18 protein-coding genes and 2 pseudogenes are annotated in these 23,691 nt (G+C 40.3%); 17 read left to right on the plus strand and 3 right to left on the minus strand.

Annotated features, from left to right (window positions below):
- From HWQ42_RS23180 to HWQ42_RS23190, 3 genes and pseudogenes are all read right to left on the minus strand, one after another.
- Positions 1-293, minus strand: a pseudogene (locus HWQ42_RS23180) (hypothetical protein); the annotation flags it as partial.
- A 323-nt stretch (positions 294-616) separates the two neighbouring features.
- Complete coding sequence (locus HWQ42_RS23185) at positions 617-1,015, minus strand: hypothetical protein (protein ID WP_334812598.1); 399 nt, start codon at positions 1,013-1,015, stop codon at positions 617-619.
- Positions 1,016-1,049: 34 nt separating this feature from the next.
- Positions 1,050-1,346, minus strand: a pseudogene (locus tag HWQ42_RS23190) (hypothetical protein); the annotation flags it as partial.
- Positions 1,347-1,929: 583 nt separating this feature from the next.
- Here HWQ42_RS23190 and HWQ42_RS23195 point away from each other — a divergent pair.
- The 17 genes from HWQ42_RS23195 to ssuE all read left to right on the plus strand — a co-directional run bounded on the left by HWQ42_RS23195 (position 1,930) and on the right by ssuE (position 23,413).
- Positions 1,930-3,132 carry an ABC exporter membrane fusion protein gene (locus HWQ42_RS23195; protein WP_292816474.1) on the plus strand — a complete coding sequence of 401 codons (1,203 nt, stop codon included), beginning with the start codon at positions 1,930-1,932 and terminating at the stop codon, positions 3,130-3,132.
- Positions 3,129-4,304: an ABC transporter permease DevC gene (devC, locus tag HWQ42_RS23200; RefSeq protein WP_292816476.1), complete on the plus strand. Its 1,176-nt coding sequence runs from the start codon at positions 3,129-3,131 to the stop codon at positions 4,302-4,304. Before HWQ42_RS23195 ends, devC begins: the two co-directional genes overlap by 4 nt.
- A 9-nt stretch (positions 4,305-4,313) precedes the next feature.
- Positions 4,314-5,033 carry a DevA family ABC transporter ATP-binding protein gene (locus HWQ42_RS23205; RefSeq protein WP_292816478.1) on the plus strand — a complete coding sequence of 240 codons (720 nt, stop codon included), beginning with the start codon at positions 4,314-4,316 and terminating at the stop codon, positions 5,031-5,033.
- A gap of 42 nt (positions 5,034-5,075) precedes the next feature.
- On the plus strand, positions 5,076-5,789 hold the full coding sequence (locus HWQ42_RS23210) for a helix-turn-helix transcriptional regulator (protein WP_292816480.1): 714 nt from the start codon (positions 5,076-5,078) through the stop codon (positions 5,787-5,789).
- Between the two features lie 442 nt (positions 5,790-6,231).
- A complete protein-coding gene (locus tag HWQ42_RS23215) occupies positions 6,232-7,869 on the plus strand; it encodes a tryptophan 7-halogenase (protein ID WP_292816482.1) in 1,638 nt (545 codons plus the stop codon).
- A 109-nt stretch (positions 7,870-7,978) separates the two neighbouring features.
- Positions 7,979-9,427, plus strand: coding sequence for a cytochrome P450 (locus HWQ42_RS23220; RefSeq protein WP_292816484.1), 1,449 nt, complete (start codon positions 7,979-7,981; stop codon positions 9,425-9,427).
- A 158-nt stretch (positions 9,428-9,585) separates the two neighbouring features.
- Positions 9,586-11,016, plus strand: a complete 1,431-nt coding sequence (locus tag HWQ42_RS23225; protein WP_292816485.1) for a tryptophanase — start codon at positions 9,586-9,588, stop codon at positions 11,014-11,016.
- 88 nt (positions 11,017-11,104) lie between these two features.
- Positions 11,105-12,403 (plus strand): NAD(P)/FAD-dependent oxidoreductase, encoded by a 1,299-nt coding sequence (locus HWQ42_RS23230; RefSeq protein ID WP_292816486.1) that lies wholly within the window; start codon positions 11,105-11,107, stop codon positions 12,401-12,403.
- 263 nt (positions 12,404-12,666) lie between these two features.
- A complete protein-coding gene (aroF, locus tag HWQ42_RS23235; protein WP_292816487.1) occupies positions 12,667-13,803 on the plus strand; it encodes a 3-deoxy-7-phosphoheptulonate synthase in 1,137 nt (378 codons plus the stop codon).
- 40 nt (positions 13,804-13,843) lie between these two features.
- Positions 13,844-14,422: an SRPBCC family protein gene (locus HWQ42_RS23240; protein ID WP_292816488.1), complete on the plus strand. Its 579-nt coding sequence runs from the start codon at positions 13,844-13,846 to the stop codon at positions 14,420-14,422.
- 202 nt (positions 14,423-14,624) lie between these two features.
- Entirely contained in the window at positions 14,625-16,868 is a 2,244-nt protein-coding gene (locus tag HWQ42_RS23245) for an anthranilate synthase (protein WP_292816489.1), read from the plus strand.
- 15 nt (positions 16,869-16,883) lie between these two features.
- The gene (gene trpC / locus HWQ42_RS23250) at positions 16,884-17,738 is read left to right on the plus strand and encodes an indole-3-glycerol phosphate synthase TrpC (RefSeq protein WP_292816490.1); all 855 of its coding nucleotides are present in this window, start codon (positions 16,884-16,886) and stop codon (positions 17,736-17,738) included.
- Between the two features lie 27 nt (positions 17,739-17,765).
- Positions 17,766-18,578, plus strand: coding sequence for a tryptophan synthase subunit alpha (gene trpA, locus HWQ42_RS23255; RefSeq protein WP_292816491.1), 813 nt, complete (start codon positions 17,766-17,768; stop codon positions 18,576-18,578).
- Positions 18,579-18,600: 22 nt separating this feature from the next.
- A complete protein-coding gene (gene trpB / locus HWQ42_RS23260) occupies positions 18,601-19,839 on the plus strand; it encodes a tryptophan synthase subunit beta (protein WP_292816496.1) in 1,239 nt (412 codons plus the stop codon).
- A gap of 57 nt (positions 19,840-19,896) precedes the next feature.
- Positions 19,897-20,994: an anthranilate phosphoribosyltransferase gene (gene trpD, locus HWQ42_RS23265; RefSeq protein ID WP_292816492.1), complete on the plus strand. Its 1,098-nt coding sequence runs from the start codon at positions 19,897-19,899 to the stop codon at positions 20,992-20,994.
- Positions 20,995-21,121: 127 nt separating this feature from the next.
- Complete coding sequence (locus HWQ42_RS23270; protein WP_292816493.1) at positions 21,122-22,753, plus strand: tryptophan halogenase family protein; 1,632 nt, start codon at positions 21,122-21,124, stop codon at positions 22,751-22,753.
- 177 nt (positions 22,754-22,930) lie between these two features.
- Entirely contained in the window at positions 22,931-23,413 is a 483-nt protein-coding gene (gene ssuE, locus HWQ42_RS23275) for an NADPH-dependent FMN reductase (protein WP_292816494.1), read from the plus strand.
- Positions 23,414-23,691 lie beyond the last annotated feature (278 nt).

Consider the following 23,691-nt stretch of genomic DNA (forward strand, 5'->3'; position numbering starts at 1 on the left):
TTAGAGTTAGTGTAACTATCTATGTAAAGTTTTGTATCAGTATTCAACATTTCTGCCACAAATAGCCCGATTAACAGTATTGTACCTTGCGCCAATCGTCCCAGTACTAGTCCTAGATTCCGAGCTTGGTGGCGATCGCGAGTCAATCGTTTAACTACTCTCTTAATCGCTCTAGCCACCGCGAAGAAGATTGCAAAGACAATCAATGCCAGCACGATATTCGGCAGTAGGACAATGAATCCGTTAATCATTCCCTGAACTCTGTCCCAGAGTGCGGATATATCTGCATTCATGATCTTACTTGCTTAATTAGTCAACCTTAATAAGGTTATAAAAATATCCTGATATCTAACTCCACCTTTAGTTAGTTTTTCCTATCTATAAATAGGATGAAAAATTTATTTGACATATTATGCTAAATCTCCTTCGTAATAAACATGAAACCCTCGCTACACCAAAAAATAAGAATTATTTAATAACATTTTAGGCAGTTGGTTGGGTTTTGGGTTTTTTACCTATATTTTTCAAGCAAGTTTTGATGTTTAACTAATAATTTGGCATAACAGGTACGGAAGAACCATTTATCTTAGGGCAAGATAATAGGATTTTAGATATTTTATTTGTGAGGAGAATCTGATTTTTCTCCTCTGACTTCTTTCACTTGACTAACTTCAAAAATCAGGGAAAAACGTTGCCCAATTTCTTTTTCAAGAAACGCTTCTAAAAGACTTACTTGCTTTGATGTTACAGGTGATTGTGCGCTAACGCTCAAGCGAACTTGAGGCGGATTACTCAGCCAATTAGTATCAGTTTTTAGTAGTTCCAAACGTTGAAAAGTTACAGTTCGGTTCAGGAGTGCCTTTCTCAAATGGGTTTCGAGTTCTGCTTGTCTAACTAATCGGGTAAAGCTCACAGTTAAAGGGATCAGTAAAGCACCTATTAACGCCAATGCCCATAGCAGTGCTTTTTGGGCGCGATCGACAGGAGAATAGCCGGTGAATAAAAATGTCAGCATACTCATTTGCCACATTTTGACAACCAATGGTTGTCAAATTTTCGTAAACACCAGCTGCGGCAATCAAATAATTTGATTGTTGCCGACTATGCCCAAAGCGATCGCGGCAGTATTCCTCAAATGTTTTATGCATGGAGCGATAAAGCCGCCTGTCCCTCAATTCTGTCAGCGCTTTCCCTGCCTCAAAAAACGCCCGTTCCACACGGCGCTCTAGGTAAAGAAGATCGCGCTGTTTTTCCTCTGTCAACTCTGGAACTTCAGCAGCAGTAACCGTAATCGTTGCTGTAGCAGGATTTTCTGGATCAAAGGTGTCTTCGGCAGAACTAGCGATTGCTTTTAAATTATTGGATGTAGCAGAGATGGGTTAGAATATGCGCTTTCTTCCTCCTAGTCCTGAATGGCATTAAGATAAGCGTAAATCCATGATCTTACTGGCTTTGGGAGTAGGGTGTGGGGAATTAAGCAAAATAAAATCCTCTAGTACACACTCAACATTAATGCACTATACCACTACAGTCTACACCCTACGCCCTGCCCTGACCAGGTTTCGCCTTAACTTAGCGCCATTAGTCCCTAACCCTTTGTTATCGAAAGCAGCAACTAATTAAGTTTCGCCTTAACTTTCTGATTTTAATTGGACAAAATTATTCAAAATTGGAAAACTCAATATTACAGACCTCAATTTATTCAAACCATGATTAAGACAGTTTTCCACAACACACTCAAGTTTTATCTTACGGCGATCGCATTACTCTATTAGCCATATCGAGTGCAGTTAATTAATATTCATTTAGGCATTACTGGAGACTACCAGTAGTAACAAGCTAAATTAACAAAACTTAACTTCTAAAAGCCTGTTACTCCATATTGAAACAGACTTGAGATTACTCCCAACTCAAATCAAAGAATGCTTTATGGTGAAAGATACAATAGTCAAAAAATCCTCTGTTACAAAACCTCCGGTTCACCAATTGACCATTCTGACAATCGCTACAACTTTTTTAGTTGGCGGAGTTACAACCTATATGCTCTGGCGGTTTCAGTCATCTCAAGTTGGTGTTACTCAAACAGTAAAAGTCAACAATATACCCGAAGTTAAGACAGTAACTGCTTTGGGGCGTTTAGATCCTGGCGGTGAGGTCATTCAAGTTTCTGCTCCTACTTCATCCGAAGGTAGCCGAGTTGAACAATTACTTGTCAAAGAAGGTGATTCGGTAAAAGCAGGTCAAGTGATTGCCATTTTGGATAGCCGCGCTCGCCTTCAAGCTGCTTTAGCAGAAGCCCAACAGCAAATACGAATAGCGCAAGCCGAACTTGCTAGCATTAAAGCAGGGGCAAAAGTTGGAGAAATTGAGGCACAGCGCGCACAAATCGCTCGTCTGGAAATCGAGCGCCACAATAACATAGAAGCCCAAACTGCTACGGTGGCTCGGCTGGAAGCTGAATTCAGGAATGCTCAGGTCGAAAACCAGCGCTATCAGGTGCTCAATCAGGAAGGAGCTATCTCTGCATCACTTAAGGATAGCAAACGTCTTAATTTTGAAACTGCTCAAGAGCAATTGCAGGAAGCCAGAGCAAATTTAAAGCGCATCCAATCAGGACAAAAACAACAACTCAATGAAGCCAAAGCCACGCTGAAGCAAATTGCTGAAGTACGTCCAGTAGATGTCGAGGTTGCAGCCGCAAAAGTAAGTAGTGCTAAGGTTGTAGTTCAAAAAGCCCAGGCAGATTTAGAACAGGCTTACGTAAAAGCGCTACAGACAGGAAGAGTACTTAAAATTAACACTTATCCGAGTGAACGGGTCTCTGATAAAGGAATTATAGAGTTCGGCAAAACAGGACAGATGTATGCGGTTGCTGAGGTTTACCAAAGTGATATCAGCAAAGTTCATGCAAGTCAACGAGCCAAAGCGATGAGTGATTCTCTACCAGAACAACTGCAAGGGACGGTAGAGCGGATTGGCTTAAGCGTAGTTCGGCAAAACGTGATTCATGCCGACCCAGCCGCCAACACTGATGCTCGTGTGATTGAGGTTTGGGTGCGTCTCGATCCAGCATCAAGTAAGAAAGTAGCACAGCTAACAAATCTTCAAGTGACGGTGGTGATTGAAATATGAAAGGTTTAATCCAACAATTACAGCAGCGAACACCTCTAGGATGGTTACAACTTAGTCATGAAAAAAGCCGTCTGTTGGTAGCACTGTCCGGCATTGCTTTTGCAGATATACTAATGTTCATGCAACTCGGTTTTATGAATGCGCTGTTTGATACCAGCGTTTTGCTCCACCGCAAATTAAAGGCTGACGCTGTACTAATCAGTCCCCAAGCGCGCGACTTAGCAAATATAGGAACTATTCCCCGGCGGCGGCTCTATCAAGCAATGGATGTGCCTGGAGTGAAATCAACCCAGCCTTTGTATATCAACTTCATAGATTGGAAGAATCCCCAAACCCAGCGCAAGACCTCTATGCTGGTAGTAGGTATGAATCCAGAGCGTATTACTGTTGATTTGCCAGAGGTTAACCAGAATTTAAAAAGTATCAAGTTGTCAGATATGGTTTTATTTGACCGAACATCTAGAGGAGACTACAAAGAGATTATTGCCAAAATTGAACAGGGTAAAACTGTCAGGACTGAAATTGAGCGACGTACTGTTACTATTGGTGGATTGTTTCAAGTTGGCGCTTCCTTCTCTACCGATGGCACTTTGATTACCAGCGATCAGAGCTTTTTACGGTTATTTCCTCAACGGCAGGCTGGGGCGGTTAGTTTGGGATTGATTCAGTTCAAGCCAGGTGATGATCCAGTACAAGTTACAGCTGCATTAAAAGCTTACTTGCCTGAAGATGTTCAAGTGCTAACACTTGAAGAATTTATTAACTCTGCAAAGGATTATGAAGCCAAAAATAGACCGATTGGTTTTATCTTTGGACTTGGTACTGTAGTCGGGTTTGTAGTTGGTATTGTGATTGTTTATCAGGTTCTCTCCACTGATGTAAATGCCCACATTAAGGAATATGCAACATTTAAAGCAATGGGTTATCGTACTTTTTACTTGTTGGGAGTCGTATTTGAAGAGGCGTTGATTCTGGCAGTATTAGGATTTATACCTGGTGCGTCAATTGCCATAGGGCTTTATCATTTGGTTCGTAATGCTACTAACTTGCCATTGTCTATGCCGTTGTTAAGAGGAGTATTTGTGCTGTTACTAACATTAGTCATGTGTACTATTTCAGGAGCGATCGCCACCCGTAAACTTCAATCTGCTGACCCAGCTGACATGTTTTAGGTATACACCATGTTTAACAAGCCAGTCATTTCCATCCACAATCTCGATCACTTCTTTGGTCAAGGTCAACTCCGCAAACAAGTCTTATTCGACATCAATTTAAAAATTCATGCGGGCGAAATTGTGATTATGACCGGGCCTTCCGGTTCTGGTAAAACTACACTGCTCACCTTAGCTGGTGGATTGCGCTCTGCTCAGTCAGGAAGTCTACATGTTTTAGGAAAAGAATTGTGTCATGCCAGTTCAGCAGAATTGGTACAAGTGCGACGCAACAACGGCTATATTTTCCAAGCTCACAATCTGCATGGTAGTCTAACGGCACTCCAGAACGTCAAAATGGGCTTAGAATTGCACAAAAATATTTCTTCAAAACGAATGCAACAGCGAGCAGCACAAATGCTGGAGCAGGTGGGATTAGGGCATCGGATAAATTACTATCCTGATGATCTTTCAGGTGGGCAAAAGCAGCGAGTAGCGATCGCTCGTGCTTTGGTAAGCCATCCTAAAATTGTTCTAGCTGACGAACCGACTGCTGCTCTCGATAGTAAATCTGGTCGAGATGTCGTTAACCTGATGCAGCAGCTAGCAAAGGAACAAAGCTGTACTATCCTCATTGTTACCCACGACAATCGAATTTTGGATGTTGCAGATCGCATTGTCCAAATGGAAGACGGCAAACTAGTAAATAACTCAACGCAGATGTCAAATATTGAAATGTCTCATAGTTGAAGATTATTCACAAAAAAGTAACTTTAAATAACTTCTAAAATCATGATCGCAGAACTTGATGATTTCCATGTCCTAACTACGCTTTATCAAGATATCCTCAAAGCGACTATCCCCTTTATTTTTTTCACTACTAAGGTAGCTCAGGTTGAAACTCGCAAAGGTATTGATCTAGAAGTGAATTATTCTCAATCTCAGCCCTGTACATTAAGAAAATTATTGGCATTAATTGCTACTAAACTCGAAAAACAGACTCTCCTGAAACAGGATTTTGAGGCTTACGCTCAACAAGTTCTAGAGCCATTACCTATTAATACTGCTAACACGACAACTCAGCAGTCAAATTATCAATCTGCTCTCTTGCTCAAAGAAGTCTTTGACTTTATTGAAGCAAATTATAATCAACCAATTACCCTTGACAATGTAGCACAGGCAGTTGGTTACTCTCCAGCTTATCTGACTAACTTGGTACGGCTACAAACTGGTAAAAGTCTTTACCGATGGATTACTCATCGACGGATGGCAGAGGCATACCTTTTGCTATTAGAAACAGACCAAAACTTAAATGAAATCTCTCTAAGCTTGGGTTATCAAAATACAGCTAGTTTCTGTCGTCAATTTCGTCAGATAAATGGCAAAACTCCTCATGTTTGGAGAACGATATGCCGCCGTTATCTTAGTCCAAAAGCAATTAGTGCTAAACAATTAATATCTCAATCAAAAGAATGGTTATTGCATTATAAATTTCAGGCAATCTAAGCAGGAGAGGTTTATAAGCATAACCCATATTTTATGAATTGCAATGTATGAAATTAAATTTTTACAATGGCTGTAATGTTTAGATTCAGCCATTTTTTGCTTTAAAAGCATAGACATAAATTTATGTTTTTTAATTATAAAACTAAAAAATTTAATATTTCTAATTAATATATTATGTTTAATAAAATCAAAAGAATTGTTCAGTCAATCAAAAAAATGATGATTGCAACTGTCCTTTAAGACACTATAAACTTGGATTGTGAAAAGAAAACACTTGAATTTCTTCTAGAACAACACACTTGAAGACGTAAACAGTTGCTGCATAACTTTTGATGCTTTGCTTTTTAATTGCAAGCGATCGCCATCACAAAAACAGGATTTACGTTCTTATTCAAATACATCAATCCGCAACAAATCTAATCAATTGAAAACTCAAGAGATCATGAAAACAAACAAACATTTTGACACCATCATTCTTGGAGCAGGAATTGCCGGCACAACCTTGGCTAGTATTTTGGCTAAAAATGGTTTTAGCGTATTGCTACTCGAAAAAGGTACTCATCCTCGGTTTGCAATTGGTGAAGCCATGTTGCCTGAAAGTGCATTGTGGATGTGGATTGTTGCAGAACGTTTTGGTATACCAGAACTTAAGAATTTAACTCAAGTTGAAACAATTCAGCAATACGTATCATCCGGTTGTGGTGTAAAACGTTTACTTGGGTTTGTTTACCATAAAGAAGGCGAGAAACAAAATCCAGATGAAGCACATCAACTGATTTCGCCATCTTCGTCTTTGATATCTGAAAGCCACCTCTTCCGCCCAGATGTTGACCATTACATGTTGAAAGTAGCTATCAATTATGGCGTTGAATATCATGACTTGACTGAAGTACAGGATATTGACTTTCAAGAAGATGGCGTACAAGTACGTATCAAAGATGGAGAAGAATATTCTGCTCGCTTTTTAGTCGATGGCTCAGGTTTCCGTTCTCTAGTTGCTGAAAAATTCAATCTCCGCGAAAACCCAACTCGTTTAAGAACCAACACTCGCGGTATCTTTACCCATGTAGCTAATTTACCAGCCTATGATGATTGTATACCACAAGAAGACTTGCCAGGACAAAGTTGCAAATGGCAGGAAGGAACATTACATCATGTCTTTGATGGGGGCTGGATATGGGTCATTCCCTTTGACAACCATAGTCTTTCAGAAAGCTCTCTGTGCAGTGTTGGCTTAATGCTCAATGGATACAAATATCCGAAAAAAGACATAGACCCAGAACAAGAATTCTACAGTATTATCGAGCAGTTCCCAAGCATTGCTAAACATCTTAAAGAACTGAAACCAGTACGTAAATGGGTCAGTACTGATAGGATTCAATACTCATCTACACATGCAGTAGGACATCGTTACGCTCTGTTGAGTCATTCTTATGGTTTTATTGATCCTCTATACTCAAGAGGTTTTATCAGCACCTTTGAAACTGTTCATTCTCTAGCAGGTCGATTATTAGAGGCGTTAAAAGATGATGACTTCAGCGTTGAGCGCTTTACCCATGTAGAAAAATTGCTAGCAACAAAAATTGATCACAACGACCAGATACTCTATAACACTTTCCGTTCAATGTCGCACTTTCCACTATGGAATGCAATGACTCAACTTTGGTTAGCTTACCTCATTCTTAGTGATGTCTATCTGTTCCGTAGTTGCTTAAAATCTATAGCTAGTAGTAGTTCATCACCTTTTATAGAGCTTGATCAAGAAGAGCCTTATCCTATGGCTAAAGCTCCCTTTTCTGAAACTTTCCAAACTGTTTTGGATAGTTACGAAATGTTATTAGATAAGGTTGATGCAGGAGAAATATTAGTAGAAGAAGCTGCTAATCAGATGCTCTCTCTTCTCAAGCAATCTGATATGTTACCGCAATCAGTTTACCCTTGGGGAAATCCTCAAGCACGACATGTTGATTTCCGTGCATATCCAGAACCAATCAAACCATTAGTCTCTTCAGGTGCAGACGATATTCCATTAGCTTTACTTAAAGAGTTTTTTGATATCAAAGTCCCGCAACCTGTATAGACAGACTAGAAAAGTCTCTCCAATATCGGAGAGACTACACAGTGGACAAATAATGTGCAATGTGTTTTAGAGAATTGAGACAACAGCAATACAAATAAAAGAGATTACTATGCTATTGCAATCAAGACCTTCTACCACAACAATAAATACTCCACTTCCAGGCCCGCGTGGTTTACCGATCATTGGGAACCTGCCAATCATGGGTAAATACCCATATCAAACATTTACTAACCTAGCCAAACAGTACGGCAATGTCTTTCAAATACGTATTTTTTCTCAAACTATTGTTGTACTCAATGGACTTGAGACAATTAAAGAAGCTTTACTAAAACAACAAGGAGATTTTGCTGGTAGACCAAACTTTTATACTCTCAAAAATGCAGTTAGAGGTAGGGCTATTGGTGGTAGGGATTATGGTTTGCTATGGAAAAGGCATCGGGAAATTACTACTAATGCTCTGCATAAATTTGTTACCAGTAAAATAAGCTCCATTGAACAGCAAGTGATGGAAGAAGCAGGCGAATTAGTAAATATTCTCCTGAGCTATCAAGGTCAACCTTTCGATCCGGAAATAGAGGTAAATCTGTCTGTTGCAAATGTTATGCTCCAGATTTTGTTTGGAGAAAGATGTAACCGTGACGATCAAGATTTTATTGGCTTTGTCAAATTTGCTAAGGATTTTCCTCAAAATACGGCAGGGACTTTATTAGCTGATTTTGTACCACAGACCCGTATATTTTTTGAAAATTTTGGACAAGGGTTAACTAAATGGTATAACGCCTTGAATCATCTAGAAAAATTGATTTTAAAAAAGTTGAGAGAGTATCGAGACTCATACGATCCCGAAAACCTCAGAGGTATGGTAGATGCGCTCATTAAAGCCACTAATGAGTTAGACGAGTTCGATAAGCAAACCTTGGGACTTACCGAAAAGGTGATTGTGGAAGGAACACCGCAAGAAATGATGGGTACAGGATTACTGCCCATTGCACCACTAATTCGTTGGGCGATGTTATATATGATTGCTGACCCAGATATTCAGACAAAAGTCCACCAAGAACTAGATACAGTCGTGGGTAGAGAGCGACAAGTATGCATGGCCGATCGCAAAAAATTGCCATTTACAGAAGCCTGTATTCATGAGATGCTACGACATGCTCATTCCTTCCCTCTGGCTCTCCCAAGCGCTACTACAATTGATACCACTATCAATGGTCACTTCATTCCCAAAGATACGCCTGTGTTCATTAATCTTTATAGCTTGACCCGTGATGAACGTTTTTGGCATGAGCCTGAAAAATTCAACCCATATCGATTTCTCACTGACACAGGAGAAGTTAGAGAAGATTTGCTAGATAAATATTACCCATTTGGAATTGGAAAACGTCGCTGTTTCGGAGAGTATTTAGGACGGCTTGAGCTATTCACTTTCATCGCTAGTCTAATGCAGAAATGCACCTTTGAAAAAGTTCCAGGAGAAAAATTGAATTTTGAAGGTACAGCAGGAGCTATTTTAATGCCGGAGAGTTTTCAAGTTATCATCAAGCCGCGATTCTAGACTTGAGTTCAACAAACTAAGTCTGATTTAAAGGTTGTAGGTAATAAATATAACAAATACGCGATATTCCTCAACCCTGCGCCATGCATTTAATTGAAAGCCTAAGAGCGATCGCAAATCACAATCAAAAAACAACAAACAATATTTAGAGGTAAGTTATGACCCTTCATCCCCCAGAACCATTTCGGATCAAGATGGTTGAGCCAATCAAACTACTTGATCGTAATACCCGTGAGGCAGCTATACGCCGAGCTAATTACAATCTATTTGGTCTGCGTTCAGAGGAAATATTCATTGATTTGTTTACAGACTCTGGCACTAGTGCAATGAGTCAAGCACAGTGGGCAGCAATGCTTGAAGGTGATGAAGCTTATGCTGGCGCTCGTTCGTATTATCGATTAGCAGAAGTCATTCAAGACATATTTGGCTTTCCCTACTTTTTACCTACTCACCAAGGTCGAGCAGCAGAAAACATTTTGAGCGCTTGTTTGGTTAAACCAGGTCAGTATGTTCCTTCTAACATGCACTTTGATACTACTTATGCTAATATCCGCGCTCGTGGGGGGCTTCCTACTAACTTAGTTATTGAAGAGGCTCATCATACTGGTTCATATCACCCCTTTAAAGGGAATATGGATATTAAAAAGCTGCGTGACTTTATCAATAGAGTAGGAGCAGACAAAATTCCCTTTGGTATGATCACAGTCACGAATAACGCTGGGGGTGGTCAACCCGTTTCTCTAGAAAACCTACGAACAGTTTCCCAAACTTATAAAGAGTTTGATATACCGTTTTTCATTGATGCTTGTCGCTTTGCAGAAAATGCTTATTTTATTAAGCTACGAGAGCCTGGTTATGCAGATAAAACTCCTCTGGAAATTAGCCAAGAAATGTTTGCTCTAGCCGATGGCATTACCATGAGTGCCAAAAAGGATGGCATTGTCAATATTGGTGGCTTTATAACCATGAGAGATGAAGCGCTATTTGAAGAAGCACGTAATGAATTAATTCTGCGTGAGGGATTCCCCACCTATGGCGGGTTAGCTGGCCGGGATTTAGATGCTATGGCCATTGGGTTGCGTGAAGTACTTCAAGAAGAATATCTGGCCTATCGTTTGGGACAAACAGCTTATCTAGCAGCGCGTCTACGAGAATTAGGGATTCCCATCATTGAGCCGCCAGGTGCACATGCAGTATACGTGGATGCTGGATTGTTATTGTCTCATATTCCTCAAGAACAATTTCCTGCTCAAGCCCTAACAGTAGAACTCTATTTAGAAGGTGGAATACGGACAGTAGAAATAGGCTCACTGACTTTCGGCCATCTTGATCCAGATACCAACAAAACGGTGTATCCAAAATTGGAATTAGTTCGTCTGGCACTTCCTAGAAGGGTATACACGCAAAGTCATTTAGACTATGTGGCTGAAATATTTGGTAAAACTGCTGCACGGCGCGATCAAATTCCTGGATATCAACTGAACTACGCGCCTAAATTGTTGCGTCAGTTCACAGCCCAGCTTGAACCTATTAAAGCAGATAATGATTTATCAACAACATTGACAGAGTTATCAATACTCTCGGTTTAAGCCCAACTTGTGAACTTTCTTGAAAAAGATTCTTCCTAGTATAAAACATAAAGCTGAACAAGGACTGGTTTGAATAGAAGAGGTAGAAATGGAAGAAAACATCATTATCGTTGGAGCAGGGCTTGTAGGTTCTCTGCTCTCTGTATATTTAGCACGCGCTGGCTTTAAAGTTAGTGTATATGAACGAAATTCAGATCCACGCCAAGTTAATCTGCAATCAGATCGATCTATCAACATAACCTTGTCTGAGCGGGGTTTCCACGCACTAGATGCTGTTGGTGCAGGTGACATGATACGCAGACTTTGCATTCCTGTCTATGGCAGAATTATTCATGCCCAAAATGGTGAGCTAAATTATCAGCCTTACGGTAACAATAAAGAAGCTATTTATTCCATCGGACGCGAAGACTTAAGTAAGGCGCTTCTCTGTTTTGCCCAACAGCATAAAAACGTTGAATTTCATTTCAACCAAAAATGTAGTGACATTGATTTACCAACCGCTACCTTAAAATTCCAAAATTCAAAAACAGGAGAAATCAATCAAGTTCATGCGGATAGGATTTTTGCTGCTGATGGAGCTTATTCTTCTGTTAGGCACAAGATGCAGCGATTGAAACGTTTTAATTATTCCCAAGAATATTTTGAGCAGGGATATAAAGAAATTATCATTCCTCCCTCCAGTAATGGCGATTGGGCATTAGATAAAAATGCCATACATATCTGGCCACGAGATGATTACATGCTTATCGGGTTTCCCAATCTAGATAAAAGTTTTACCTTATCATTACACTTGCCTTATGAAGGTGAAATTTCTCATAAGTCTTCTGCATCTCCCGATTATTTGCGCCATCTTTTCAAAAAGTATTTTCCTGATATATGGTCGCTAGTAGAACCTAACTTAGTAAATTACATTGATAAGCCAGTGGAAGCAATGATTACTATTAAATGTTTTCCTTGGAGCTATCAAGATAAAGTAATACTAGTTGGTGATTCTTGCCATGCTATTTTTCCTTCATACGGTCAAGGAGCTAATGCCGGATTTGAAGATTGTCAGTTACTTACTAATTGCATTCAGCAACATTTAGGAGACTGGCAATCAATTTTTCGGGAATATGAGATTATGCGTAAACCAAATATGGATGCTCTCGCTGATCTTTGCGTAGAACACTTTACTGTTTTAAGAAAAATGGTAGGAGACCCCAAATTTTTAGAACTTAATAAGATTGAGAGAAAAATACACGAAAGTAATCCAGAGTATGCATCTCTTTACTACAATGTTTCTTTCACTTGTATGCCATATTTAGAAGCTCTAAAAATGGAACGTAAACATCAAAAAATAATTGAAAAGCTTGTTGAAGCAAATATGATTGTAGAGATGTCTGTCTAGAATAATTACGGTTCTTCAGTACCTGTTATGCCAAATTATTAGTTAAACATCAAAACTAGACTTTAAAATCAAGTTTAGAATGCTTAAGTCCCAAGAATGTCCTAAAATGTTAAAAACAATGCTTGCTTTTGTTGTTCAGCAATGTTTTCAGATTTTTAGCAGATTAATTTAGCATACTAAGTACTGAAGATCCATAATTACTATCAAGTAAATATTCAATCAATTAAAATGAGCAGCAGTCTAGTAAATGAAGGCTTAAGCCAATGATTATAGTGATGAAAATAGGAACTCCTGAGCTAGAAGTTCAACAAATTAGCCAAGAATTACAAAGATGGAAGATTAAACCAGAAAAAACTGTAGGCAACCACAAAATTATAATTGCGTTAATCGGTGATACGGCAGATATCAATCCTCAATACATTCAACAACTCAGTCCTTTTATTGAGGAAGTATTGCGGGTGAAACAGCCCTTTAAACGGGTTAGTCGAGAATTTCGCTATGGAGAACCTACTGAAGTATTAGTATCCACACTGAATGGAGCAGTTAGTTTTAGCGAAAATCATTCTATAGTTACAATAGCTGGGCCTTGCTCAGTAGAGAACGAAGAAATGATTGTACAAACAGCTAGGCAAGTTAAAGCTGCTGGAGCTAAGTTTTTGCGGGGAGGAGCATATAAACCGCGTACGTCTCCTTATGCTTTTCAAGGATATGGTGAGAGTGCTTTAAATTTGTTAGCAACCGCTCGCCAAGAAACAGGTTTGGGAATCGTGACAGAAGTCATGGACACAGCTGATCTTGAGAAAGTGGCTCAGATTGCTGATATTGTCCAAATCGGCGCTCGCAATATGCATAATTTCTCGTTGTTAAAGAAAGTAGGTAATATAAACAAACCTATTTTACTCAAGCGAGGTATGTCTGCCACGATTGAAGAGTGGTTGATGGCAGCTGAATACATTTTGGCAGCAGGCAATCCGAATGTGATTTTGTGCGAACGAGGAATTCGTAGCTTTGATCGGCAGTATGCCAGGAATACGCTTGATTTAAGTGCTATACCTGTGTTGCGATCGCTAACTCACTTACCGATTATGATTGACCCTAGCCACGGTACTGGTAGATCAGAATATGTACCAGCGATGGCATTAGCTGCGATCGCAGCCGGTGCAGATGCTTTAATGATTGAGGTTCACCCTAACCCATCGAAAGCTCTTTCTGATGGTCCTCAATCTCTAACACCAGATCAATATGAAAAGTTAATGCAAGAGATGGCTGTGATTGGTCAAGCTGTTAATCGTTGGGAGCCAAAATTTGCCATATCGACAGTATCTTCCCTTTCACCAAACTATCAATCTGCAAAACAACTTTGTAATAGTACCATCACTGTCATGACTTCTCACAACTAGTTTTAAAACCCTGTTTAACTTCCATGCACAAGAGGTACAAATGAGCAAGGAAAATGACCCTGCAAAACCAGAATTAACAAACTTAGAATCTGTCACTAATACTGGCTTGATTGCTCTACAAGCTGTAGACATCAAAATTCAAAAGTTAGAGAACCGACAACGGCGTGTTTTTGCAAAAATTCAAATTCCCTATTCATTAGAACAAATTTGGCAGGTTCTCACAGACTATGAAGCTTTTACTGAGTTCATGCCCAATTTTACACAAAGTAGACGCTTGGCTCATCCAACTGGAGGTATTCGTGTAGAACAAGTCCGCACTAAAAGTTTCATGGGGATGAAGATATCAACCAAATTAGTTGTAGATATCGAAGAAAACTTTCCCTCTAAAATTCATTATCAACAAGTTGAGGGAGACTTTAAGAACTTCTCTGGTTACTGGCAGTTAAAACCTTGGAATTTATCGCTCGATCAAGATGGAGTGGAGCTTTCATATAACTTCTTGATTTGGCCAAAGCCAATCTTACCAGGAGCATTAGTGGAACACGTTTTGAGCCACGATATACCAGTAAGTATGTTAGCGATTAGAGAGCGAACAGAAAAGCTATTTAGTCATGGATAGATGACTAGTAGTTTATCGCATTAGTTTTGCTAGAAAAATTAACTTTTCAGCTTGTTTTTCCTCGTTATTTGCGAATTTTGGGTACTTTGTGGTTCGTTATTTTACAGTGCAAAATTCATGCGATGTATCAACTAGGCAAACAAGTTTGTAGTCAAAGCATTTCTGGAATGGTGTTCTTTAAATAGTTTGAGAAAATTCCCCAATGTTTGATACTCATTGCTACACAACTAAAGGTGGAGTGTGCATATCTCGCTCCATCACTGAGACACTGATTGAAGCTGCGATTGATGAAGTCTTATCGCGTATTGATTCTCAACGTGGAGGTTTATTTTCTAGTAGTTACGAATATCCTGGAAGATATAAAAGATGGGCCATAGGTTTTGTTAATCCACCCTTAGAACTCGTTACTACTGACAATTTTTTTACACTCACAGCTCATAACGATCGCGGTGTAGTACTATTGCAGTATTTAGCAGAGCGTTTGTTTGGGCGATCGCAACTCCAGATAGTTAATTGGGAAACGAAGCACTTGTCTGGATTAATTCGACCAACAGAACATTTATTTTCCGAAGAAGAGCGCAGCAAACAACCATCTGTCTTCAACATCGTTCGGGAAATCTTATCTGCTTTTGAGAGTCCAGAAGATCAACATTTAGGGCTGTATGGTGCATTTGGCTACGATTTGGTTTTCCAATTTGAACCAATGCCAAAGCAGCTTGAACGTTCTGCTGATCAGCGGGATATGTTGTTATATCTACCTGATGAACTGTTAATTGTTGACTACTACCAGCAACGTGCATTCAGAGTGCAGTATGAATTTGAGACTAAGCATGGTAGTACTAGAGGTTTGCCAAAAAGTGGTGAAATCATTGATTACAAAGGGAAATCCCACACCCCCACTCAACCCTGCGATCATGAACCTGACGAGTATGCTCTTCAAGTTGAGAAAGCACTTGATTATTTCCGTCGAGGTGATTTATTTGAAGTAGTTCCTAGTCAAAACTTCTTTCAAGGCTGCCAAAAGTCCCCAGCAGAACTTTTCCGAAAGTTACAGCAAATAAATCCTAGCCCCTATGGATTTATCTGCAATCTGGGTGGAGAATATTTGATTGGTGCATCTCCAGAAATGTTTGTACGCGTCGAAGGTAAGCGTGTTGAAACTTGCCCAATCAGTGGCACTATCAAGCGTGGAAAAAATGCTATTGAGGATGCGACACAAATTCTTCAGCTGCTCAACTCACGCAAGGATGAAGCTGAACTGACAATGTGTACTGACGTTGATCGCAACGACAAATCCCGAATCTGCGAACCTGGGTCAGTAAGAGTCATTGGCCGCCGCCAAATAGAGTTGTATAGTCATCTAATCCATACAGTAGATCACGTCGAAGGCTTAATCAGACCTGAATTTGATGCCTTGGATGCATTTCTCACTCATCTGTGGGCAGTCACAGTCACAGGAGCGCCCAAAAGAGCAGCAATGCAATTTATTGAACAGCATGAGCGTAGCCCCCGACGTTGGTATGGTGGAGCAGTTGGTTACTTCACTTTCAAAGGCGACTTGAACACCGGTCTGATTCTGCGAACAATCCAACTTAAAGACTCAATTGCAGAAGTGCGTGCGGGTGCGACAGTTCTTTATGACTCAATTCCAGAAGCCGAAGCCCAAGAAACTATAACTAAAGCAGCAGCTTTGTTTCAAACACTCTACCAGACTCAGCAAAAGTCCAACTTGTCATGCACTTTAAACCTTAACAATCGAGCTAAAACTGAAACAAACAAGCGTGTCTTATTAATTGACCATGAAGACTCATTTGTACATACACTTGCTAACTATATCCGCTCTTCTGGTGCCACAGTTAAAACACTACGTCATGGCTTCTGTGAACAAATTCTAGATATTGAATCTCCAGACATCGTTGTACTATCTCCTGGCCCTGGTAGACCTAGTGACTTTAATGTGTCCAAAACAGTTGCAAGCTGCATACGTCGAAAAATCCCAATTTTTGGGGTTTGTTTGGGGTTACAAGGAATTGTTGAAGCTTTTGGGGGTGAATTAGGAATTCTTGATTATCCGCAACATGGAAAATCGGCTCGTGTTGTTGTTACAGCCTCAGAATCTGGGATGTTTCAAGGTTTACCCCAATCCTTTGAAGTTGGTAGATATCATTCGTTATTTGCTCTACCTGATCGCCTTCCTGAAGAATTGCAAGTTACAGCTATTTCAGAAGATGGTGTGATTATGGGCATTGAGCATAAAACCCTTCCAATTGCTGCACTTCAGTTTCACCCAGAATCTATCATGACTCTTTCTGGTGAAGTAGGTCTATCAATTATTAAGAATGTCGTGCGTATGTACACACGAGAGCGCAACTTCTCACATCCACAGCTAGAAGAAACTACTGGCAACAAAGATGCCATCCATCGTGCCGTATTGTCTATCTCTTAAATTCAAGTGATGACTATGCAGACTGATCACCATCCTTTAACTTTATTTACTACTAATGCCAAGCCGCGCCATATCCTTGAAGAGATTGTGTGGCAAAAAAAGCAAGAAGTTGCACTTAGAAGTCAGCAATTGTGTTTAGAAGATTTACAAAATCAGGTAACTACTGCCCCTGCTACGCGAGATTTCTTAAGTGCGCTGCAACAAAGCCCAACCAAACCCAGCTTAATTGCAGAAGTTAAAAAGGCTTCACCTAGTAAAGGAGTAATTCGAGCTAACTTTGAACCAGTCAAAATTGCACAGGCTTATTCCCAAGGTGGAGCAACTTGTATATCAGTGCTAACTGATGAAAAATTCTTTCAGGGCAGTTTTGACTATTTGCAGACGATTCGACAAAATGTTTCACTACCACTACTGTGCAAAGAGTTCATCATTGATCCTTATCAAATATATCTAGCACGAGCAGCTGGCGCTGATGCTGTACTTTTGATTGCAGCCATTCTGTCAGACCAAAATCTCAAAGAATTTTTGCAAATTGCTTATAGTTTAGGCATGAATGCTCTGATAGAGGTACATACTCTAGCAGAATTAGACCGAGTACTAACGTTCAAAGACTTGCGTTTAGTAGGTATCAATAACCGTAATCTCGAAGATTTCACGGTTGATTTAGGAACTACACAACATCTATTGGCACAACGAAGAGAAAAGTTAAACAGTTTAAACATCACTGTTGTTAGTGAGTCTGGTATACACACAAAAGCTGATTTAGCTCTTGTGGCTCAAGCTGGTGCTAGTGCTGTCTTAGTGGGAGAGTCTTTAGTCAAACAAACCGATTTAGTCCAAGCAGTACTCAGTCTTCGGATAAATTCCTAGCCATTCACTTACTTTGTTAGACAAACTATGAGGACGACTTCTATCTCTTATTGCTTTGAGTCCTTACAAAATCGCAATCAGTGTGCCTTAATTCCCTTTATTACTGCTGGCGATCCAGATTTAGAAATAACAGCAGAAGCTTTACGGGTTTTGGATCGTCACGGTGCTGATCTGATTGAGTTGGGTGTTCCCTACTCAGATCCTTTGGCAGATGGGCCTGTAATTCAAGCAGCAGCAACCCGCGCTCTGCAACGGGGTATTCGTTTAGATCAAGTTCTGGAAATGGTTCGGACTGTTAGTCCCAGCCTCAAAACACCTCTAATCTTATTTACTTACTACAATCCCATTTTGAACCGAGGTGTTGAGCAGTTCTTGCAACAAATAGCTCAAGCAGGCATCGCTGGTTTGGTAGTACCTGATTTACCATTGGAGGAAGCAGAAAATTTATTACAGCTAGCCACCAAATATGGTATTGAAGTGATTTTGTTGGTAGCTCCTACTAGTTCAGTTGAACGTATTGAAGCGATCGCTCGTCAGTCTCAGGGATTCGTTTACTTAGTCAGTGTCACTGGTGTCACAGGCATACGCTCCCAACTCCAACTATATGTTAAAGATTTACTCACAGATTTGCATAGTGTCACTGACAAACCTATTGCTGTTGGCTTTGGCATTTCTAGACCTGAACAAGCTCGTCAGGTGATGGATTGGGGTGCAAATGCTGTGATCGTGGGTAGTGCCTTTGTGAAATGTTTTGCTGATGGGACAGCAACTCAAAAACTGTTGGCAGTTGAAAAACTTTGTCGAAGTCTGAAAGCAGCAATTACTGCATCAAATAACTAATCAGGGGGATTTCATCGTGGTCATCACAAAAGATATTTATGCTCTCGCTCCCAGAGCAAGCAAACAACCTGATACATTGGGTCGATTTGGACGCTTTGGAGGCCAGTACGTTCCTGAAACTTTAATGTCAGCACTCAGTGAGCTAGAGAGAGCTTACCAGCACTATCGTACAGTTCCTACTTTCCAATGTGAACTGCAAAACCTCATGCAGGACTATGTAGGACGACCCAGCCCTCTTTACTTTGCTGAACGTTTAACTGCTCATTATGCCAAACCTGATGGCACAGGGCCACAAATCTACCTCAAACGAGAAGACTTAAACCATACAGGCGCTCACAAAATTAATAACGCTCTAGCTCAGGTGTTATTAGCAAAGCGAATGGGCAAAAAACGAATTATTGCAGAGACAGGTGCAGGTCAGCACGGAGTTGCTACAGCCACAGTTTGCGCTCGCTTTGGTTTAGACTGCGTAATCTACATGGGTATCCATGATATGGAACGGCAAGCTCTAAATGTGTTTCGGATGAAGTTGATGGGGGCAGAAGTTCGTCCTGTAGAAGCAGGAACAGGAACTTTAAAAGATGCTACTTCCGAAGCAATCCGAGATTGGGTAACTAATGTCGAAACTACTCATTACATTCTCGGTTCTGTTGCTGGGCCTCATCCTTATCCGATGATGGTGCGTGACTTTCAGGCTGTGATTGGACAGGAAACTCGCACTCAGTGTCAAGAGAAATGGGGAGGACTACCAGATATTCTCTTGGCTTGTGTAGGAGGTGGTTCCAATGCGATCGGGCTTTTCCACGAGTTTGTTGATGAACCAAGTGTGCGACTGATTGGAGTAGAAGCAGCAGGTCAAGGCGTTAACTCCCAAAAACATGCTGCTACTCTCACTCGCGGACGAGTTGGCGTTTTGCATGGTGCAATGAGCTATTTGTTACAAGATGACGATGGTCAGATAATTGAGGCACATTCGATTAGCGCTGGGCTAGATTATCCTGGTGTGGGGCCTGAGCATAGTTATTTGAAAGACATTGGTCGTGTTGAATACCACAGCATTACCGATCAAGAGGCTTTACAGGCATTCCAGCGTCTTTCGCGGTTAGAGGGAATAATTCCGGCTCTAGAAACTGCCCATGCGATCGCTTACCTAGAAACTCTTTGCCCTGAAATAGAAGGAAGTCCACGAATTATCCTCACTTGCTCTGGACGAGGAGACAAAGATGTGCATACCGTTATTCAGTTATTGAATGCTATCTAATTAAGTCTTAAGTCACGTTCAAATTAACTCTGTTGTAAAAATTTGGGAAAATTTGAGATGATAGCTGCAATTCCTACAGTAAATGCAGACAATGCATTAACTTCTGATTCTGAAGATTGGTCTACCTTACTGCAACAACTGCTAGACCGTCAGTCCCTTTCTGTACTCCAAGCCAAAGATCTGATGCAAGGTTGGTTAACAGAAGCCATCCCTGTAGCACAATCAGGAGCAATTTTGGCAGCAATTCAAGCCAAGGGAGTAGCTCCTGAAGAGTTAGTTGGTCTATCGCAAGTTTTACGACAGCAGTCATTACAATTAGGAACTAGTGATGCTGTCAACTCCTATCCTTTGATTGACACTTGTGGGACTGGTGGAGATGGAGCCTCAACTTTCAATATTTCTACAGCTGTAGCTTTTGTGGTTGCAGCCGCAGGAATCAAAGTTGCCAAGCATGGCAATCGTTCAGCGTCTAGTCAAGCTGGATCGGCGGATGTCCTAGAAACGCTGGGTCTGAATCTCTATACCAGCAGCGATCGGGTAATCGCAGCACTTGACGAAGTTGGGATAACGTTTTTATTTGCACCAAAATGGCATCCTGCCTTCAAGGTGGTGTCACCTCTGCGTAAAACGTTGAAAATCCGTACTGTCTTTAACCTATTAGGCCCCCTACTCAATCCTTTACCACTTACAGGGCAAGTTATCGGAGTTTATAATCCTAACTTAATGAACACAATCGCTCAGGCTTTAAATCAACTAGGCACTCGCCGAGCGATCGTTCTTCATGGACGTGAAAAACTGGATGAGGCAGGACTAGCAGATTTTACTGACATGGTTGTGTTGGCAAACAAACAACTACATCAGGTAACTTTGAATCCTCAAGATTTGGGATTAAAACCTGCTGCAACTGCTCAGTTAGCAGGTGGAAATGCCAAGGAAAATGCTGAAATTCTCAAAGCTGTACTTCAAGGAAAAGGCACTCAGGCGCAGCAAGATGTTGTAGTTTTGAACGCAGCGCTAGTTTTACATGTTGGCGAAGTGATTGCTTCTACAGATGAAATTAACTTGTATGCAAAAGGGGTGACTCTTGCTAAAGACATCCTACAAAGTGGAGAAGCCTGGATGAAGTTAGAACAGTTAATCCGAATTCTGCATTAGGTACAAAAAGTATCTATATACTTTACAAACGTAAAATTCACTGCGTTTGGATTTATATTGGTTGATTTTTTTGACTTTTTTCTCGTTTGACAAAATACTTCATGAAACCTTTAGGAGCAATATTCTCATGGCACAAGATATAAAGAACATTGTAATCGTTGGTGGTGGTTCTGCTGGTTGGATGACCGCAGCATATTTGAGCAAGGCTTTGGACAAAAATGTTCAAATTACCTTAATTGAGTCATCTAACATCACAACAGTTGGAGTTGGTGAAGCGACCTTCAGCACCATTAAGCTATTCTTTGATTTTCTCGGTTTGCAAGAACACGAATGGATGCCAAAATGTAATGCTACTTATAAAATGGCAATTAAGTTTGTTAACTGGAACTCTCAAGGACAATACTTTTACCATCCTTTTCAAAGATATGAAACGGTAGATGGTTTTGATATCTCCGAATGGTGGTTAAAAACAAAGAGACATGAAGCACCATTTGATTATTCCTGCTTTATGATTCCTTTGTTATGCGATCTGAAGCGCTCTCCCAGACATTTTAACGGAGAAGTTTTTGACAATAAAGCTCAAGATTTGTTTACTCAAGAGATTACCACTCAGAAAAATGTCTTGGCTGATTTAAAAGCTCAGTACCCTTACGCCTATCATTTTGATGCCAACTTGCTTGCAAGATTCTTAAAAGATTATGGGAAGCAGAGAGGGGTAAGACAGATTGTTGATGACGTAGTAGACGTTAATTTAGGCGAAGATAGCAGTATAGATTATGTCAAAACCAAAGAACATGGGACTATTAAAGGCGATTTGTTTATAGATTGTACTGGCTTCCGTGGTTTATTAATCAATAAAGCTCTTGGTGAACCATTCATTTCCTTCTCGGAGTCGCTACTGTGCGATAGTGCGATAGCTATGCAAATACCCACTGATATCAAGAAAAATGGAATCAATCCTTATACAACAGCAACTGCGCTCTCATCTGGTTGGGTGTGGAATATCCCTCTGTATGGAAGAGTTGGGACAGGGTATGTTTACTCAAGTGCGTTTATCTCTGAAGAAGAGGCGGAAACTGAATTTAGACAGCACTTGGGAGAAGCTGCCAATGATTGCAGAGCCTCACATATCAAGATGAGAATTGGTAGAAACAGGAATTCATGGGTGAAGAACTGTGTAGCTATTGGTCTTTCTAGTGGTTTTGTTGAACCACTAGAGTCTACCGGCATATTCTTTATTCAGCATGGTATTGAAGAGTTGGTCAACAACTTACCAGACACTTCCTTTAATGAGGATGTAATTAAAAACTACAACAAAACTGTTGCTAATTGCATAGATGGTGTTCGAGACTTCTTGACGCTTCATTATTGTGCTAGTAATAGAGCAGACACAGAGTTTTGGAAGGCAAGCAAGCGCGACATCGTAATTTCTGAAGAACTCCAAGAAAGATTGAGATTATGGAAGAGTAGACTGCCAAACAACAAGAGCATCAATCCGAACTATCACGGTTTTGAGTCTTATTCCTATTCTGTAATGTTGTTAGGGCTAAATTACCTACCTGAAAACAATTTACCTGTTTTGAATCATATTGAAGACCAAAAAGCCATAGCAACATTTGATGCAATTAAGGAAAGAACAGATTACCTTAGTGCTACATTGCCATCTCAATATGAATACTTAACTTACGTGATCAAGTCTCAAGAACGGTCTGAGTATCTTAGCGAAAATGACTTAGTTCGCTCTTTGGTTACGACTTAAGTGTATTAAGCTATTTCTGGTCTAACATTCCATGTTAATCATGCTGCTCTGTGCAATGCTCGGTCATTTCACAGAGCCTCTCTCGGTGTTCCATCGACATCAGAGAATCTATCAGGCTCAAATCAAATGCAATGTATTTTAGAGAATTAGTATTAATCATCTCAGGAGATTTAAACCATGCACAAAATCGTTACAATTTCCGGTAATTCTTCTCTTACTTCTCGCTCTGCTGCAATCTTAAACTATGCTCAAGAACTTTGTACCAAACATCAAATTGAAATAGCATCTATTACAGTACGCGATCTCCCCCCAGAGGATTTGATTTACGGAAACTTTGAGAGTCCAGAGGTGAAAAGACTACAGCTTCTCGTTGGGCAAGCAGAGGCAGTAATTATTTCTACACCTGTTTACAATTCCTCCTACACAGGAATACTAAAAGCTTTGCTAGATTTAATGCCTCAGTATGCTTTTGGTGGTAAAACTATTCTGCCAATTGTTACAGGTGGATCAATCAATCATTTACTGTCAATTGACTATGCGATTAAGCCTCTGTTCTCAGCAATGGGAGCTACTCACATTCTCAAGGGAGTTTACGTCGTCAGTTCACAAATTCAGTTTAATGAGCAGAAACAAATCCAATTAGATAGCGATATTGAGTAGACATTAAAAGCTTCTATTCAAGAACTTGTTAATACTTGGACGCAGAAGCAATTGGTAGCAGTGTAGTTTTATTGTCCAGAAAAAGGCAGAGAACAAAAGGCAGAACTAAAGAATTTATTTTCCCTCTGCCAATATGATTAATTAGACTCATCCACAAATGGCAAATGCTCACGGGGACTGGGTTTGAGAAACTTGGGTACAATAGGCGATCACTAAAAGGAGCTACGAAAAAATAAGTATTTGAGAGCATTCAGAGGCAAAAAATTAAAATTAGGGTG

This window comes from Nostoc sp. JL23 (assembly GCF_017115065.1).
GTDB classification, from domain to species: domain Bacteria; phylum Cyanobacteriota; class Cyanobacteriia; order Cyanobacteriales; family Nostocaceae; genus Nostoc; species Nostoc punctiforme_A.

What these genes read in the sequence shown, in the direction of transcription:
- HWQ42_RS23185 (WP_334812598.1), bottom strand. Translation starts at nt 1,015, where the DNA reads ATGCTGACATTTTTATTCACCGGCTATTCTCCTGTCGATCGCGCCCAA.
- HWQ42_RS23195 (WP_292816474.1), top strand. Translation starts at nt 1,930, where the DNA reads ATGGTGAAAGATACAATAGTCAAAAAATCCTCTGTTACAAAACCTCCG.
- devC (WP_292816476.1), top strand. Translation starts at nt 3,129, where the DNA reads ATGAAAGGTTTAATCCAACAATTACAGCAGCGAACACCTCTAGGATGG.
- HWQ42_RS23205 (WP_292816478.1), top strand. Translation starts at nt 4,314, where the DNA reads ATGTTTAACAAGCCAGTCATTTCCATCCACAATCTCGATCACTTCTTT.
- HWQ42_RS23210 (WP_292816480.1), top strand. Translation starts at nt 5,076, where the DNA reads ATGATCGCAGAACTTGATGATTTCCATGTCCTAACTACGCTTTATCAA.
- HWQ42_RS23215 (WP_292816482.1), top strand. Translation starts at nt 6,232, where the DNA reads ATGAAAACAAACAAACATTTTGACACCATCATTCTTGGAGCAGGAATT.
- HWQ42_RS23220 (WP_292816484.1), top strand. Translation starts at nt 7,979, where the DNA reads ATGCTATTGCAATCAAGACCTTCTACCACAACAATAAATACTCCACTT.
- HWQ42_RS23225 (WP_292816485.1), top strand. Translation starts at nt 9,586, where the DNA reads ATGACCCTTCATCCCCCAGAACCATTTCGGATCAAGATGGTTGAGCCA.
- HWQ42_RS23230 (WP_292816486.1), top strand. Translation starts at nt 11,105, where the DNA reads ATGGAAGAAAACATCATTATCGTTGGAGCAGGGCTTGTAGGTTCTCTG.
- aroF (WP_292816487.1), top strand. Translation starts at nt 12,667, where the DNA reads ATGATTATAGTGATGAAAATAGGAACTCCTGAGCTAGAAGTTCAACAA.
- HWQ42_RS23240 (WP_292816488.1), top strand. Translation starts at nt 13,844, where the DNA reads ATGAGCAAGGAAAATGACCCTGCAAAACCAGAATTAACAAACTTAGAA.
- HWQ42_RS23245 (WP_292816489.1), top strand. Translation starts at nt 14,625, where the DNA reads ATGTTTGATACTCATTGCTACACAACTAAAGGTGGAGTGTGCATATCT.
- trpC (WP_292816490.1), top strand. Translation starts at nt 16,884, where the DNA reads ATGCAGACTGATCACCATCCTTTAACTTTATTTACTACTAATGCCAAG.
- trpA (WP_292816491.1), top strand. Translation starts at nt 17,766, where the DNA reads ATGAGGACGACTTCTATCTCTTATTGCTTTGAGTCCTTACAAAATCGC.
- trpD (WP_292816492.1), top strand. Translation starts at nt 19,897, where the DNA reads ATGATAGCTGCAATTCCTACAGTAAATGCAGACAATGCATTAACTTCT.
- HWQ42_RS23270 (WP_292816493.1), top strand. Translation starts at nt 21,122, where the DNA reads ATGGCACAAGATATAAAGAACATTGTAATCGTTGGTGGTGGTTCTGCT.
- ssuE (WP_292816494.1), top strand. Translation starts at nt 22,931, where the DNA reads ATGCACAAAATCGTTACAATTTCCGGTAATTCTTCTCTTACTTCTCGC.